Below are 16173 nucleotides of genomic sequence, written 5' to 3' on the forward strand. Positions count from 1 at the left end.
AAAAAATAATAAATTTATAAACCAAACACTCTCTTAATTTTTAGCAAGAGGTGTCTCATTTATTTTGACAACATACAGATCACAATACATTTCTGTCGCATCTAAAATACCATCATTGTCATTATCTAAATCAACATCATCAGTAATACCATCTCCATCATTATCATTCGTTTTATTAACTCCAAAATTATATGCAGTAAAATTAGATAAGTTAGCAAGGATATTTGTTATTTTTCCGTCAGGAGTCCCATCATTTCCAGAAGTATTTGCAGATTCTCCAACATAAGACCAACCTTGATTTAACTCAGTAATTGGAGCTGGTTGTCCAATAACTCCTGTATTCTTAGATAGTTGTATAGAATATGTTTGTCCTTCCGTTGTATAACCTACAGGTATAACGTAAGTTCCGTTAGATGATACTGGAGCTGAATAAACTAGATTTCCGTTAGAGTCAACTAAATTAACGTAGCTTCCTCCTGCATTATTTCCTGAACCAAATATCTCGCTTGGACCATTTGAATCAAAGTATACTGTACCACTAATAGAAGGTTTAGCTAAAGGATCAAGAGCAATCATAGTTGCTTTATAATTATTAACTGCAGAACCATCACTTCTTCTTACTGAATAGTTAGGAATATTTAAGAAGTTGGTAGCGTAATCATAACGAACTGACATACCATCTGCTTCATTTGGAGCACTAGATGATATATAATTTGTATAAGTGTTTCCAAGATTAGGACCGCCACTATTTGTGATTCTGAAATTATCTATTTGTATCCAAGTACTAGGGCTAGATGTGTTAGAGATGCTTTCGTCTTTTGATAGTGTTGCTCCAGATAAAAACATTCTATCAGCAGCTGTTCTACCAACTTGGACTGGATTTGGTGTTCGTCCAGCGCTTGAAGTGGTAATTGTAGCAGTATTGTTTCCTCCAGGTACAGGGCCATAATAAGCGACAACTTTAGGTACTAAATTGCTTGATACATTTTCAAAAACAGTTACAACAACTGACATTTCATCTCCTGCATTTGGTCTACCTCTGTATATTCCTGACCAGTCAAAGCTAACATTACCAATTGGTATACCATCAGCTTCAGTTAAATAGTATGATGTATAGTAATTAGTAAGGGTTGCATTTGAAGCAGTAGCAGTAGGACATCTACAACTAAAGTTGTACGAGTTGGCTAAAGGTGTAGCTGTTTTTGAGCCTATTTTAAAAGGGAAAAATCTAGAATCATAGTTTGCAGAACTAGTCCCATCTTTAAAATTTGAAGTAATATGATTATCTCCTCCATTATAAGAATGTATTCTCTCGGTATCAAAAGAGACAATTACAATTCTATTAGAACCATTTGGTATAGTGTAGTTTAAAGATGATGCCTGTGTAGTTCCAGATAAAGTAACTTTTGTGCTTCCAAGGTATCTGATGTTTTGCGCTTGTACTACTATTCCAAGTAAAAGTGCAAAAAATAGGTATAGATTTTTTTTCATTAATATAATTATTAAATTGAGTATTTATTAAATTGATTTCGTATTATCCTATAAAGGGAGGAGGTCGAATACCATAAGTTTTATAAATACCAATTTGAATAACTGATAATGAGGTTGTATTTATTTTTGTTTTCGTTTCTTCCGTAAAAACGATTTCTTCGACAATTGATTTAGTCTTTGTCGCAATCTTTCTTATTGAGTCTTGAGAAGAAACAACAGCAAAGTTTTTTAAGTTATTAGAATTGTAGATTGAAGGTAATTCGTAAGGTAAATAAAACGTTGTTTGAACTTGTTTTGATTTACTAGTATTTAAAACCTTTACGAGTTTTACCTCTTTTTTTAAGGCTTTTTCTTTCTTTAAATCAGGTTTTTTAGAATGATTTTCATTTTTGTTTATAACAACAATTTCCAATTTTTCAGGACTATTTGTTTTGTAAGATATAGTAGTTCCTTTTTTTACAAAAATTTTTCCAGTAACAATTGTGCTTTTGTTGTTATTTGATGAATCGTTAAGTGAGTCTTGTTGAGTATTAACATCAGATGCCCTATTAACAATGTTTTCTCCTTTAGAATAGGAAAATGTTAACAAAGTTAAGATAAGAAAAAAAATATTTCTTACTAGCTTAGGCATAGCAGTAGGTTAGATTATAGGTTAGTGCAAAATTAGTAAATTATTATAATTATTGCATATTCAATATGTTAAAATTTAATTTAAACAAAAATTCCACTTTAATTAGTGGAATTTTTTATAGTTGATTAATAAAGTTTGTTACACTTTCCTTTGTTGTTGCCCACGAGGTCACAAGCCTTATAGCAGAGTTTTTCTCATCTGTTTTTTGCCAAATATAAAACTCAAAATCTTGTTGTAGTTTTTCGATAATTTTATTTGGTAAAATCGGAAAAATCTGATTGGAAGATGGTTCTGTCAAAAACTTGTGACCTTTTGCTGAAATTGCATTTGCTAATTTTTCTGCCATTTGATTCGCGTGTCTTCCCATCTCGAAAAATAATTCATCTCTAAATAATTCAAAAAACTGAATTCCAATCAAACGTCCTTTCGCCAGCATTCCACCTTTTTGCTTGATATGATAACGAAAATCTTCGTCCAATTTTAGATTATTTATCACAATGGCTTCTCCAATCAATGCACCGTTTTTAGTGCCACCTATATAAAATACATCGCATAAATTCGCCATATCTTCTAAGGTTAAATCACATTTTGGAGAGGTTAAAGCGGAAGCTAAACGCGCGCCATCAACAAAAAGATATAAATTATTTTCTTTGCAAAAATGATAAAGTGCTTGCAATTCCTTTTTTGTGTAAACACTTCCAACTTCCGTAGAATTAGAAATATAAACCAATTTTGGCTTTACCATATGCTCGTCCGTGTGTGTTTGTAGAGTTTTCGCTATTTGTATTGGCGCAATTTTACCATCATCGGTCGCAATGGTATTTACTTTATGTCCTGTTGCTTCTATCGCGCCAGTTTCGTGAACAGCAATATGCCCACTTTCTGCTGAAATTACAGATTCATGTGGTTTTAGAATAGAAGAAATTACAATCAAATTTGCTTGTGTTCCGCCAGAAACAAAATGAATTGCAGCATCTTTTTTTAAATGTTTTTGGATTAATTCTCTTGCTTCGTTACAAAATTCATCTTCGCTGTAACCATCAGTTTGCACTAAATTTGTTTCGATTAATCGATGCAAAATTGCTGGATGAGCGCCTTCGCTATAATCGTTTTTAAAGCTATGTTTTTTCAAAATATATACTTTTTGTTTATGTAAAATTATACCATTATACTTGTTTAGATATCATATTATTTGATAAATTTGAAAAACATATAAGCGCATTACTGCGTAATTGATGATCTGTTCTAATGAAAAAAATTATCTTACCAATTGTTGTAACTTTTAGTTTTACATTATTCATTTTTGCTTGTAAAAGTGATGACGGAATTAGTTATGAATTAAGTAAAGTTGATCAAACTGTTTTATCAACACAAATGAATAATTTTTTGAAAACTAATTTTAATCAATTTAGTGTAAAAGAAGTTAATCAATTTGAACCGTTAAAACCAGATGGTTCAATTTACGAGGTTAATTTAGATGAACAGTTTTTAATTGATTTTGATAAAGTAGGTAATTGGACATCAATTGAGAAAACGGGAAAAAATATTTTCCCAGCAAATATTATTCATCAATCAATTCAGCTTTATATTTCTAAAGCGTATAAAAATCAAACGATTGAAAAAATTGAACGAATCAAAGAAGGATTTATCGTAGAATTAGCACACGATATTGATTTAAAATTCAATAAAAATGGTGAATTTATCGAGCGTTTACCTTAACTAGATAAAAAAACTCCAATAAATATTTAATTGGAGTTTTTTGTTGAATTCTATTTATCTCGACTTTCTAGCATTGGTACAAATTTGAAATCACCAAATTCGTATTTTTCATATTTTTCTTCATCTAATCTAATGATCACAATCATTTGTTGTGATTTTTCTCCAACAGGAATTACCATCACACCGCCAACTTTTAGTTGTTGTAACAAATCATTCGGAATCTCAGGAGCTCCAGCTGTTACGATAATTTTATCAAAAGGAGCGAAAGAAGGTAAACCTTTGTAACCATCACCATACGTTTGATAGCGCGGTTCTAAATTTATTTTTTTGAGAATAATTTTAGAGAAATCAAACAATTCTTTTTGACGTTCAATCGTAAAAACCTCTGCGCCAATAGCTACCAAGACAGCTGTTTGATATCCAGATCCAGTCCCAATTTCCAATACTTTTTCGTTTGGATGAACGTCTAATAGTTGAGTTTGAAACGCAACGGTAAAAGGATGCGAAATGGTTTGTCCAGCCGCAATAGGAAAGGCTTCGTCACGGTAAGCAAATTCTACAAAAGCACTGTCTAAAAACAAATGTCTAGGTACAATATTGATCGCTTCTAAGACTTTTCTATCTTCAATTCCTTTCGAACTTAACAAATCAACCAACATCTTTCGTCTTCCTTGATGTTTAAAATCGTCTACTGGCATGTTCCAAAATTTTTACAAAAATGCATTAAATACAACTAATTCTCATTAATTTTAACCCAAAATCTACCAAATGTTAAAAGTAGGAGTGATAGGTGCAGGACACCTTGGGAAAATTCATTTAAAGTTATTAAATCAATCGGAAAAATACGAATTAATTGGCTTTTTTGATTCTTTTGAAGAAAATGGAAAGAAAGTAGAAGCTGAATTTGGGTATAAATATTTTAGTTCGATGGACGAATTAATTGATGCTGTTGATGTTGTTGATATTGTGACACCAACGTTATCACATTATGAAGTTGCATTGAAAGTGATCGAAAAAAATAAACATTTTTTTATCGAAAAACCAGTTACGCATACCTTAGAAGAAGCAGATCATTTGTTGAAATTGACAAATGAAAAAGGTCTGAAAGCGCAAGTTGGACACGTAGAACGTTTCAATCCTGCATTCACAGCGGCTGCGCCTTTTATCGAAGAACCATTGTTTATCGAAACGCATCGTCTGGCAGAATTTAATCCGCGTGGAACAGATGTTCCTGTTGTGTTGGATTTGATGATTCATGATTTGGATGTGATTTTATCGATTGTAAAATCAGAAATTAAATCAATTCATTCGTCTGGAGTTTCGGTGATTAGTGATACGCCTGATATTGCAAATGCTCGAATTGAGTTTGAGAATGGTTGTGTGGTTAATGTTTCAACAAGTAGAATGTCAATGAAAAATATGCGAAAAATGCGTGTTTTTCAACGAAATGCATATATTTCGATTGATTTCTTGACGAAAAAGACAGAAATTATTAAAATGCACAAAGCGCCAGAAAATCCAAGTGAGTTTGCAATGATTTTGGAGAATGATAAAGGAGATCGTAGAGAGATTTGTTTCGAACATCCTGAAGTTTTACCAAATAATGCAATTTTGGATGAATTAGAAAGCTTTGCGGATTCTATTGTGAATAATTCACCAATCAAAGTTTCGTTACAAGATGGACGAAATGCCTTGAAAGTTGCATTGGAGATTATTGCTTATTTTGAAAAAGAGCAACAAGTCATCAAAAATCAAACAATCGAAAAGGAATAATCGAAGTACAATTTCGTAAAACGCAAAACGAATCTCGAAAAAAATATGATGTGATTCTGAAACAAGTTCAGAATGACGGAAGTTTGTCTAGCTGAATTCATTTCAGCTTCTCATCCCAAAAGTCAAATTTCGCAAAACGAGTTTCGAATCTCGAAAAAAAATAATAAAAACAAACATACAAAAAGATGAAAAACATTACAGTTATTGGAGCTGGAACGATGGGTAACGGAATTGCTCACGTTTTTGCACAATCAGGATTTGCAGTGAATTTGGTTGACGTTTCTCAAGATAGTTTGGACCGTGGATTGAAAACAATCGCTGGAAATTTGGAGCGTATGATCGCTAAAGAAAAAATTACAGAAGCTGATAAAACAGCAACTTTAAATAATATTACAACATTTACAGATACTGCGGAAGCTGTGAAAAATGCGGATTTAGTTGTAGAAGCAGCAACAGAAAATTTAGATTTGAAATTGAAAATCTTCAAACAAATTGATGAAGCTGCGCCTGCAAATGCAATTTTAGCGTCAAATACTTCTTCTATTTCGATTACAAAAATCGCATCTGTTACAAGTCGTCCAAAACAAGTGATTGGAATGCATTTCATGAATCCAGTTCCGATGATGAAATTGGTCGAAATTATTCGCGGTTACGATACAACAGACGAAGTAACGAAAGCGATTATGGAAATGTCAGAAAAATTAGGAAAAGTTCCGGTTGAAGTGAACGATTATCCTGGTTTTATTGCCAATCGTATTTTAATGCCAATGATTAACGAAGCAATTTATTCTTTATATGAAGGTGTTGCGGGCGTGAAAGAAATTGACGAAGTAATGAAATTAGGTATGGCTCATCCAATGGGACCATTACAATTAGCGGATTTTATTGGTTTAGATGTTTGCTTATCAATCTTAGAAGTATTGTACGACGGATTCAAAAATCCTAAATATGCACCTTGTCCATTGTTAGTAAACATGGTAACTGCTGGTAAAAAAGGAGTGAAATCTGGAGAAGGATTCTATGATTATTCAGAATCTAAAAAAGCAGAAAAATTAGCAGCTCAGTTTGCAAAGTAATTTATCTTACACAAAATAGTCAAAACAAAAAGCGTTACTTTTCGGGTAACGCTTTTTATTTTGAAAACTATTTTGATTACTTAATTGCAGCTAAAGCGTGAGTGTAATCAGGTTCTTGACCAATTTCAGGTACTTGCTCAGTGTAAGCAACCTCTCCATTAGGATTAATCACCACAACTGCGCGAGATAATAAACCATTTAATGGTCCATCAACCATTTTTACACCATAAGCATTTGCAAATTCTTCATTTTTGAAATCAGATAAAGTGACTACATTATCCAAACCTTCGGCAGCACAAAAACGAGATAAAGCGAAAGGTAAATCTTTCGAAATGCATAATACAACTGTATTTGGAGCAGAAGAAACTTCTTTATTAAAAGTTCGTACAGATTGTGCACAAACACCAGTGTCAACACTTGGGAAAATATTTAAAACAACATTTTTTCCTGCATAATCAGCCAATGTTTTGTCGCTTAAATCTCCTGCTGTTAAAGCAAAACTTGGGGCTTTTTCACCAACTGTTGGTAAATCTCCGCCTGTATGAATAGGATTTCCTTTGAATGTAATTTCAGACATAATTTTTTGTTTTGATTCTATATTTTTAATGATTAAATGTAACAAAATTCTACGGAGAAAAAAGTATCTTCGCAACAATAAATTGTTACATTACAAATAATACACAAATATTATGCAACTTTCAAAGCGTTTACAAAATTTGAAACCATCTGCAACTATTGCAATGTCTGCGAAAGCAAGAGAATTAAAATCACAAGGAATCGATGTGATTAGTTTAAGTATTGGAGAACCAGATTTCAATACGCCAGATTTTATTAAGGAGGCTGCTAAAAAAGCAATCGACGAAAATTATTCGGGATACCCACCAATTGCTGGGTATGCAGATTTGAAGGAAACGATTTGTAAGAAGTTTAAACGTGATAACAATATTGAGTATACAGCAAACCAGGTTGTTGTTTCTACAGGAGCAAAACAATCTATTTATAATGTTTTACAAGCAATTGTAGATGAAGGAACTGAAGTAATTATTCCAACACCTTATTGGGTTTCTTATTCAGATATTGTAGAATTATCAGGAGGAACGCCAGTTTTTGTAGAAGGAACTTTAGAAGCTGATTTCAAAATTACTCCAGCGCAATTAGAAGCTGCAATTACAGATAAAACACGTGCTATTATTTATTCATCTCCTTGTAATCCGTCAGGATCAGTTTATACAAGAGAAGAATTGAAAGGTTTGGCTGAGGTTTTAGCAAAATATCCAGATGTGATTATTATTTCGGACGAAATTTATGAGCACATTGTTTATGGAGAAAAAAATGTTTCGATAGCATCTTTCCCAGAAGTTTATAACCAAACAGTAACTGTAAATGGTTTAGCAAAAGCTTTCGCGATGACAGGTTGGAGAATCGGTTTCATTGGAGCGCCAGCTTGGTTAGCAAAAGCATGCGAAACATTACAAGGACAAGTGACTTCGGGAGCAACATCTATTGCGCAACGTGCAGCAATTACGGCTTTAGAAGCAGATCCAAGTTCAGTTAAATATATGGTTGATGCATTTGCAGAACGCCGTGAATTGATGTTAGGTTGGGCAAGAGAAATTCCAACGTTCAAAGTAAACGAACCAAAAGGAGCTTTCTATTTGTTCCCAGATGTTACGGCAACTTTCGGAAATACGTATAATGGCGTTACAATTAACAATGCAGATGATTTGGCTTTATATTTATTAGAGCATGCGCAAGTTGCGGTTGTTTCTGGTTCGGCTTTCGGATCTAAAAATTGTATTCGTATGTCGTATGCTGCGTCTGTAGAAGAGTTGAAAGAAGCAATGACACGTATCAAAAATGCTTTAGCGTAAGTAGAAAAGCAGATAAAATATCAAAATCCTCAAGTTTTGCTTGAGGATTTTTTTGTGGATGATATTTTCTTTAAAAAAATGTGATTTTAATTTTAATGAATTTCAATTGATTAGCCTATTTAAGCGACTTTTTATTGAAAATATTTCAAAAAAGATTTGTTTTAATCGAAAATAACCTCTTATATTTGCACCACTAAAAACAAGGCGAGGTAGCTCAGATGGTTAGAGCGCAGGATTCATAACCCTGAGGTCGGCAGTTCGATTCTGCTCTTCGCTACAACTTCAAAAGACAAATTCATTATCGAATTTGTCTTTTTTATTATCAATAAATATTATTAGACTTCTGATGATAATCATCGATTAATCCTTTCTAATTCATTAAATTTGCATTCAATTTAGTAACGTTCTAAATAAAATTCAAAAAAATGATTCAAACAGATATAATTATAATCGGGGCTGGACCAACTGGTCTTTTTGCCGTTTTCGAAGCAGGTTTATTAAAAATGAGATGTCATATTATTGATGCACTTCCTCAGCCTGGAGGACAATTGACAGAATTGTATCCCAAAAAACCAATTTTTGATATTCCTGGTTATCCTTCTGTTGGAGCTGGAGAATTGATTGATAATTTGATGGAGCAAATCAAACAATTTGAACCAGGTTTTACATTAAATGAGCAAGCAACAATAATAGATAAACAAGAAGACGGAACTTTTATTGTAACAACAAATAAAGGAACGCAAATACACGGAAAAGCGGTTGCGATAGCGGGTGGTCTTGGATCTTTTGAGCCTCGTAAACCAATTATTGAAAATATAGAAGCATACGAAGAAAACGGAGTAGAGTATTTTGTGAAAAACCCTGAATTGTTCCGTGATAAAAAAATTGTGATTGCTGGCGGTGGAGACTCTGCATTAGATTGGTCAATTTTCTTGGCTGATGTGGCTGCAGAAGTTACGTTGGTACACAGAAGAAATGAGTTTCGTGGTGCGTTAGATTCTGTTGATAAAGTAATTGAATTGAAAAAAGCAGGGAAAATTAATTTAATTACTCCTGCCGAAATTACAGGAATTAAAGGTGATGGAAAAGTAGAAGGTTTGGTTATTGAGAAAGATGGTGAAACCTTTGAGATTGAAACAGATTATTTTATTCCTTTATTTGGTCTTTCTCCAAAATTAGGTCCAATTGCAAATTGGGGATTAGAGATTGAGAAAAATGCGATCAAAGTAAATAATGCGTTAGATTATCAAACGAATATTGAAGGAATATACGCGATTGGTGACGTCAATACTTATCCAGGAAAATTGAAGTTGATTTTATGTGGTTTCCACGAAGCAACGCTAATGTGTCAATCTGTTTACAATAGAATGAATCCTGGGAAAAAATTTGTCTTAAAATACACAACCGTTTCTGGGGTTGATGGTTTCGATGGGACAAGAAAAGAAGCCGAAAAAGCGGTTGTCAAAGCAATTGACTAATTTTAACTAAATAAATAGAAATATTTTTTAAACCTTTTACGTTTTGCGTAAAAGGTTTTTATTTTTTATTTTCCTTCTTTAAAAGGATCTTTCTATATTTATTTTTCGTCAAAACTCACACAAGAAAAATAAATACATGAAGAAAAATTTTCTAAAATTGTTGAAAGACAAACGACTTATTTATGCGTTGTCATTTCCTTTTTTTATGACTTATTCTTTTGCGCAACAACCAAAAGTAAACAACGTTACAGAACAGTCTGTTGCAAAGAAAATCACAAAAGTTCAGCAAATCAATTCATCAACAGTTGAAGTTATTTTTGAAGATAATCAACGTTTGACATTCGATTTTTATACAAGTAATATTTTTCGATTATTTCAAGATATACATGGTGGAATTATTCGCGATCCAGAAGCAAAACCTCAGGCAAATATTCTAGTAGATCAACCTCGTCAAAAAATAGAAAATCTTTCGGTTAAAGATAATGGAAGCGATGTAGTGATCTCAACGGATCAAATTACTGTAACAATGAATAAAGCATCTTCATTGTTTAAAATTGTCAATAAAAAAACAAATCAAACGGTTGTTGAATCGATTAAGCCAATTCGATTTGATGAAAAATCAGTTACTTTAAATTTAAAAGAAAATCCTTCTGAATATTTTTATGGAGGAGGGGTTCAGAACGGACGTTTTTCGCATAAAGGAAAAATCATTTCTATCGAAAATCAAAATAGTTGGACAGATGGAGGAGTGGCTTCGCCTACGCCTTTTTATTGGTCAACAAATGGTTATGGGATGATGTGGTACACTTTCAAAAAAGGTAAATATGATTTTGGAGCAAAAGATAAAGGAATCGTAAATCTTTCGCATGAGGAAAATTATTTAGACGTCTTCTTTATGGTTAATGAAAAGCCAGTTGATTTGTTGAAAGATTTTTACCAATTAACAGGAGAGCCTGTTTTATTACCAAAATTTGGATTTTATCAAGGTCATTTGAATGCTTACAATAGAGATTATTGGAAAGAAGATGAAAAAGGAATTTTGTTTGAAGATGGTAAAAAATATAAGGAAAGCCAAAAAGATAAAACAGGAATTAAAGAATCGTTGAATGGCGAGTTGGGTAATAATTACCAGTTTTCTGCTCGTGCAGTAATCGATCGTTACAAAAAACACGATATGCCTTTGGGTTGGGTATTGCCAAATGATGGTTATGGAGCTGGTTATGGTCAAACAGAAACTTTAGATGGGAATATTCAGAATTTAAAATCCTTTGGAGATTATGCGCGTAAAAATGGTGTAGAAATTGGTCTTTGGACACAATCTGATCTTCATCCAAAAGATAGTATTTCTGCTTTATTGCAACGTGATATTGTAAAAGAAGTAAGAGATGCAGGTGTTAGAGTACTAAAAACTGACGTAGCCTGGGTAGGATACGGATATTCATTCGGATTAAATGGTGTAACTGACGTTGGAAAAACGATGCCTTACTATGGTAATAATGCTCGTCCTTTTATTATTTCGTTAGATGGTTGGGCTGGTACGCAACGTTATGCAACTATTTGGTCTGGGGATCAAACAGGTGGAGTTTGGGAATATATTCGTTTTCATATTCCTACTTATATTGGTTCAGGATTATCAGGTCAGCCAAATATTACATCAGATGTAGATGGAATTTTCGGAGGAATGAAAACTGATGTTAATACACGTGACTTTCAGTGGAAAACCTTTACACCAATGGAATTGAACATGGATGGTTGGGGAAGAAATGAGAAATATCCACATGCATTGGGAGAGCCTTATACATCAATTAATAGAATGTATTTGAAGTTAAAATCAGAGATGATGCCTTATTCGTACAGTATTTCAAAAGAAGCTGTAGATGGGTTGCCAATGATTCGTGCGATGTTCTTAGAATATCCAAACGAGTATACCTTAGGAACTTCTACGCAATATCAATATTTATATGGTTCGTCTTTTCTTATTGCGCCAATTTATCAAGCAACAAAAGCAGATGATAAAGGAAATGATATAAGAAACGGAATTTATTTACCTGAAGGAAATTGGGTAGATTATTTCTCTGGAGATGAATACGAAGGAAACGAAATTGTAAACAATTATGATGCGCCAATCTGGAAATTACCTGTTTTTGTAAAACGTGGTGCTATTATTCCGACTGCAAATCCAAGTAATAATGTACACGAAATCAACCAAAATCATCGTATTTACGAAGTTTATCCTTTCGGAAATTCGTCGTTTACAGAATATGATGATGATGGAACAACAGAGGCTTATAAATACAGCGAAGGAACTAAAACGAAGATTGAACAAAGTTTAGATGGGCAAAAAGCTTCGATTAAGATTCTTGCAACTGAAGGAAATTATAAAGGATTTGTAAAAAATAAATCAACAGAGTTTAGAATTAATACAACTGCTAAACCAAAGAAAATTGACGTAAAAATTGGAGGAAAAAAAGTGAAATTAACTGAGGTTAGTTCGGTGAAAGAATTCAATTCAAAAACAAATGTTTTCTTTTATGATGCTCAGCCAAACCTAAATCAATTTTCGACACCAAATACTGAGTTTTCTAAAGTTGAAATCATCAAAAATCCTCAAATCAAAATTAACCTTTCACAAGTTGATATTACAACAACACCAATTGATGTGCTGATTGATGGATACGTTTATCAACCTGAAAATAAGTTTTTAAAACATACTGGTAGTTTGGCTAAACTTCAACAAGTTGCGATAAGTGATAAAGATAAAACAGCTTATACATTAACGCCAAGCTGGAAAAAAGAGGATAATGCAGATTATTACGAAATAGAGTTTGAGGGTAGAAAATATTCTTATATCAAAGACAATTCGTTGTTATTTGAGAATCTAAAAGCAGAAACACCATATTCATTCAAAGTTCGTTCGGTAAATAAGGATGGCGTTTCGGATTGGCAATCAATTTCTTCTAAAACAAATACAGATCCTTTATTGTATGCAATTAGAGGGTTAAAAGGTGATACTTCTGCAGAAAATCAAGAAGGTGAAGGAGTTAATCGTTTATTTGATTATGACGAAGGAAATATGTGGCACACAAAATGGGGTGTAAATGCATTACCTTTCGAAATGGTGATTGATTTAAGTTCTGTTAATCAGTTAGATAAATTACAATATTTACCTCGTACAAGTGGTGGTAATGGTAATTTACTTAAAGGTAAAGTTTATGCAGGAATGAGTAAAGATGAGTTGGTTGAAGCTGGAACTTTTGAATGGAAAAATAATGATGAAGTAAAAGAGTTTATCTTCAAAAATCATCCAACAGCTCGTTATATCAAATTTGAAATTACTGATGCTGTAGGAGGATTTGGTTCTGGTCGTGAACTATATGTATTCAAAGTGCCAGGAACAGAAAGTTATATTCCAGGAGATATTAACAATGATAGATTGGTTGATGCAAATGATTTGACATCTTATACTAATTATACAGGTTTACGTTTAGGAGATAGTGATTTCGAAGGTTATGTGAGTAATGGAGATGTGAACAAAAATAATTTGATTGATGCATTTGATATTTCTAACGTAGGTGTTCGTATGCGCGGAGGAGTAAGTAAAGATAAGATAGAAAAAGTAGATGGAAACATTACAATTTCTACTGCAAAACAAACTTATTCTGCTGGTGAAACAATTGAAATTAAAGTGAAAGGTACAGATCTAAAATCTGTAAATGCATTAAGTTTTGCATTACCTTACAATCAAGCGGATTACGACTTTGTAAGCATCGAGGCAATTAATATGAAAGAAATGGAAAACTTGACAAATGATCGTTTACATACAAATGGTTCTAAATCTTTGTACCCAACTTTTGTAAATATTGGTAAAAAACCTTTCGTAGAAGGAACTGTAGAATTATTTGTGATCAAACTGAAAGCAAAGAAAAATGTAAAATTCAACTTAAAACCAATTGATGGTTATTTGGTTGATAAAAACCTAAATTCAAAGCAAGTATTTAAATAAATATAGTAGCTATAAATTGTAAAAACCTCCCTTTTTTTGGGAGGTTTTTTTATTCACAATCACATGTTTCTCTACTTCGTCTTTTTTGTTCATTGTCCCAAAAAGGATAAAATTTTAGTCCAAAATAAAAGTTCGCAGAATTTAATTTTTTCTGTTTAAAAACTAAAGGTATAGCATTATCACTTCCTAATATTAAAGGTCCAATTCTTACGTAACCTCCAAAAGTAAGTTTTTCATATTCGTACATCGATAATGAAGTTCCAATACCGAAACCATCTTTCTGAATAGAATAAGAGGTTTGTAAAACATTTGTTCGTTTTAAACTGTTTTCAAAAATAGGTGTTCGCTGAATCCAGTTAATACTCCAATAATGATTAGGTTTTATTTGTTTACTTGTATTGATATGCAAACTAGTTGGTAAACCAATACTAAATTTGTCACCAACTTTAGATTGTGTTTCGTTTCCGTAAACCTCATTGCTCAAAAGTTTTAAATACTGATCCACACTCTCAAATGGAATATTATCTAATCTTGGATTATTTCTAATTTGTACACTTTGAGAGGGGTTATAAAAATGATGATTTTCTCCTCTAAAGTTAACCATTCCTATGTCCATTAAGTTTGCCGCGAATTTAAAATCGTACAACTCATCATTTAATCTTCGTTTTACATACGCTATTCCCAGGTCAACTCCAGCTCCATTACCTCTATTTCTTAGGACGTATTTATCTCGGTCAAAATCATAATTTGTAGCATAGCTTGCTTCAATATTATAGTTAGACGCATAAATATCAGCTTCTGGATTTGTAAGTGTACTACTTGGATTAAGAAAAGCTTCAAGAGAAATAGGATTGCGACTATTTATAATTGCACCATCTAATCCCAATGCATATTTAATATTAGCTCCAATAATTAACTCTTCAGTATTGGTTGTGTAAAGATTGGTAGAAATGTTTAGACCCAATTCAGCCCAATTCATTGCATTTGTTTTAACAGGTTGAAAAGAATATTCTTCAGGCTCTAAAATTTGTTCGTTAGAATAACGCATATAGTTGTCAAACTTTTTGACAGATCCATGCGTGCGTAAACGAGTGAAAATTCCAAATCTAAAAGTTTGATTGTTAATCATTTTCTTGAAAGAAACGGAAGGTCCCATTACATCATTTTCCATCTGATAATTAACAAAATTACTTTTATAAAAATCTAAAACATTTGATTCTGAATCACCTGTTATTCCTTGGTGCGGATTGGCTCTCTTTATTTTTCCTTTAGTTAATCCTAATACACTTTGATCCGAGATATAAGCATAATCATTCTTAAAAATAACATCTTCAGATATCACATTTATATCCCATTTATTTGGATTAAAATACGGAGTTGTAGGAGAGAAAGTGGCTCCATTTATTCCAATAAACTGATCGTTACTAAATGATAAAATATTTTGCCCAAGTCCATATGTAGAACAAAATAATATTAGTGGTAAAAATTTATTCAATGAGTGTTAATTTAATTTTTCATTACAAAAATACAATAATAGTTTTTAGTTAGTTTTTAAAATCCATTTTTATATCAAAATAGAATTTAATCGATAGGTTCTTTTGTTAAATTTAAAATAAACTTGGTTGATTATTCTAATCCTTATTTAAATTTATTATTAAATATCATCCAATGAATCATATTCTTTTTTTGCAGACAAAGTATCCGTATTTTTGTCTAACTTGAAAAAGAATTATGTCAGATATTAAAATTACAATTATAGATAGAGAAGGTGTTTCACATGAAGTTGATGCGCCTACTGATATGAATATGAATATTATGGAGTTAGTTCGTGCATACGAATTAGCGCCAGAAGGAACAATAGGTGTTTGTGGAGGTATGGCAATGTGTGCCTCTTGTCAATGTTATGTGTTGACACCAGAAATTCAGTTACCAGAAATGACACCAGACGAAGATGCAATGTTAGCAGAGGCTTTTAATGTGAAAGATAACTCACGTTTAGGTTGTCAGTTACATATTGCAGAAGAAATGAATGGTTTGGTCGTAGAATTAGCGCCAGAATATTAAAATAAACGTATTGCGGTTAGCGATTTGCGAGAATTTTCGCTTAACGCTCATCGCTTTTCGCATAACG

General features: G+C 32.4%; 13 protein-coding genes and 1 tRNA gene. 8 read left to right on the top strand and 6 right to left on the bottom strand.

Translation table 11 applies throughout. The features are described 5' to 3' along the window. Window positions 1-33: 33 nt before the first annotated feature. From QHG34_RS10955 to QHG34_RS10965, 3 genes are all read right to left on the bottom strand, one after another. Complete coding sequence (locus QHG34_RS10955) at window positions 34-1491, bottom strand: hypothetical protein (RefSeq protein ID WP_282630237.1); 1458 nt, start codon at window positions 1489-1491, stop codon at window positions 34-36. A 43-nt stretch (window positions 1492-1534) separates the two neighbouring features. Further along, a complete protein-coding gene (locus QHG34_RS10960) occupies window positions 1535-2122 on the bottom strand; it encodes a hypothetical protein (RefSeq protein WP_282630238.1) in 588 nt (195 codons plus the stop codon). 115 nt (window positions 2123-2237) lie between these two features. Then, window positions 2238-3254: a threonine aldolase family protein gene (locus QHG34_RS10965; RefSeq protein ID WP_282630239.1), complete on the bottom strand. Its 1017-nt coding sequence runs from the start codon at window positions 3252-3254 to the stop codon at window positions 2238-2240. Window positions 3255-3370: 116 nt separating this feature from the next. Here QHG34_RS10965 and QHG34_RS10970 point away from each other — a divergent pair, with 116 nt between their 5' ends. Next, a complete protein-coding gene (locus QHG34_RS10970; protein WP_282630241.1) occupies window positions 3371-3841 on the top strand; it encodes a PepSY-like domain-containing protein in 471 nt (156 codons plus the stop codon). A gap of 50 nt (window positions 3842-3891) precedes the next feature. Here QHG34_RS10970 and QHG34_RS10975 read toward each other — a convergent pair whose 3' ends face one another. Then, window positions 3892-4539, bottom strand: coding sequence for a protein-L-isoaspartate(D-aspartate) O-methyltransferase (locus QHG34_RS10975; RefSeq protein WP_282630242.1), 648 nt, complete (start codon window positions 4537-4539; stop codon window positions 3892-3894). A gap of 70 nt (window positions 4540-4609) precedes the next feature. Between QHG34_RS10975 and QHG34_RS10980 the strand changes: the two genes are divergently transcribed. Both QHG34_RS10980 and QHG34_RS10985 read left to right on the top strand, forming a co-directional pair. Next, window positions 4610-5614: a Gfo/Idh/MocA family protein gene (locus QHG34_RS10980; RefSeq protein WP_282630243.1), complete on the top strand. Its 1005-nt coding sequence runs from the start codon at window positions 4610-4612 to the stop codon at window positions 5612-5614. A gap of 185 nt (window positions 5615-5799) precedes the next feature. Beyond that, entirely contained in the window at window positions 5800-6690 is an 891-nt protein-coding gene (locus QHG34_RS10985) for a 3-hydroxybutyryl-CoA dehydrogenase (protein WP_282630244.1), read from the top strand. Between the two features lie 76 nt (window positions 6691-6766). Here QHG34_RS10985 and tpx read toward each other — a convergent pair whose 3' ends face one another. After that, on the bottom strand, window positions 6767-7267 hold the full coding sequence (gene tpx / locus QHG34_RS10990; RefSeq protein ID WP_282630245.1) for a thiol peroxidase: 501 nt from the start codon (window positions 7265-7267) through the stop codon (window positions 6767-6769). A gap of 112 nt (window positions 7268-7379) precedes the next feature. Here tpx and QHG34_RS10995 point away from each other — a divergent pair, with 112 nt between their 5' ends. The 4 genes from QHG34_RS10995 (at window position 7380) to QHG34_RS11010 (ending at window position 14042) form a co-directional block, all read left to right on the top strand. Continuing rightward, a complete protein-coding gene (locus QHG34_RS10995; protein WP_282630246.1) occupies window positions 7380-8561 on the top strand; it encodes a pyridoxal phosphate-dependent aminotransferase in 1182 nt (393 codons plus the stop codon). Between the two features lie 203 nt (window positions 8562-8764). Continuing rightward, window positions 8765-8838: transfer RNA gene (locus QHG34_RS11000), tRNA-Met, on the top strand. Window positions 8839-8986: 148 nt separating this feature from the next. Then, the gene (locus QHG34_RS11005; RefSeq protein ID WP_282630247.1) at window positions 8987-10039 is read left to right on the top strand and encodes an NAD(P)/FAD-dependent oxidoreductase; all 1053 of its coding nucleotides are present in this window, start codon (window positions 8987-8989) and stop codon (window positions 10037-10039) included. 136 nt (window positions 10040-10175) lie between these two features. Continuing rightward, window positions 10176-14042 (top strand): TIM-barrel domain-containing protein, encoded by a 3867-nt coding sequence (locus tag QHG34_RS11010; protein ID WP_282630248.1) that lies wholly within the window; start codon window positions 10176-10178, stop codon window positions 14040-14042. Window positions 14043-14091: 49 nt separating this feature from the next. On the opposite strand, the gene QHG34_RS11015 is transcribed toward QHG34_RS11010, so the two are convergent. After that, on the bottom strand, window positions 14092-15537 hold the full coding sequence (locus QHG34_RS11015; RefSeq protein WP_282630249.1) for a hypothetical protein: 1446 nt from the start codon (window positions 15535-15537) through the stop codon (window positions 14092-14094). Window positions 15538-15773: 236 nt separating this feature from the next. Here QHG34_RS11015 and QHG34_RS11020 point away from each other — a divergent pair, with 236 nt between their 5' ends. Continuing rightward, a complete protein-coding gene (locus QHG34_RS11020; RefSeq protein ID WP_282630250.1) occupies window positions 15774-16106 on the top strand; it encodes a 2Fe-2S iron-sulfur cluster-binding family protein in 333 nt (110 codons plus the stop codon). The last annotated feature ends 67 nt before the right edge of the window (window positions 16107-16173 follow it).

It is taken from the genome of Empedobacter sedimenti (assembly GCF_030005555.1).
Taxonomy (GTDB): domain Bacteria; phylum Bacteroidota; class Bacteroidia; order Flavobacteriales; family Weeksellaceae; genus Empedobacter; species Empedobacter sedimenti.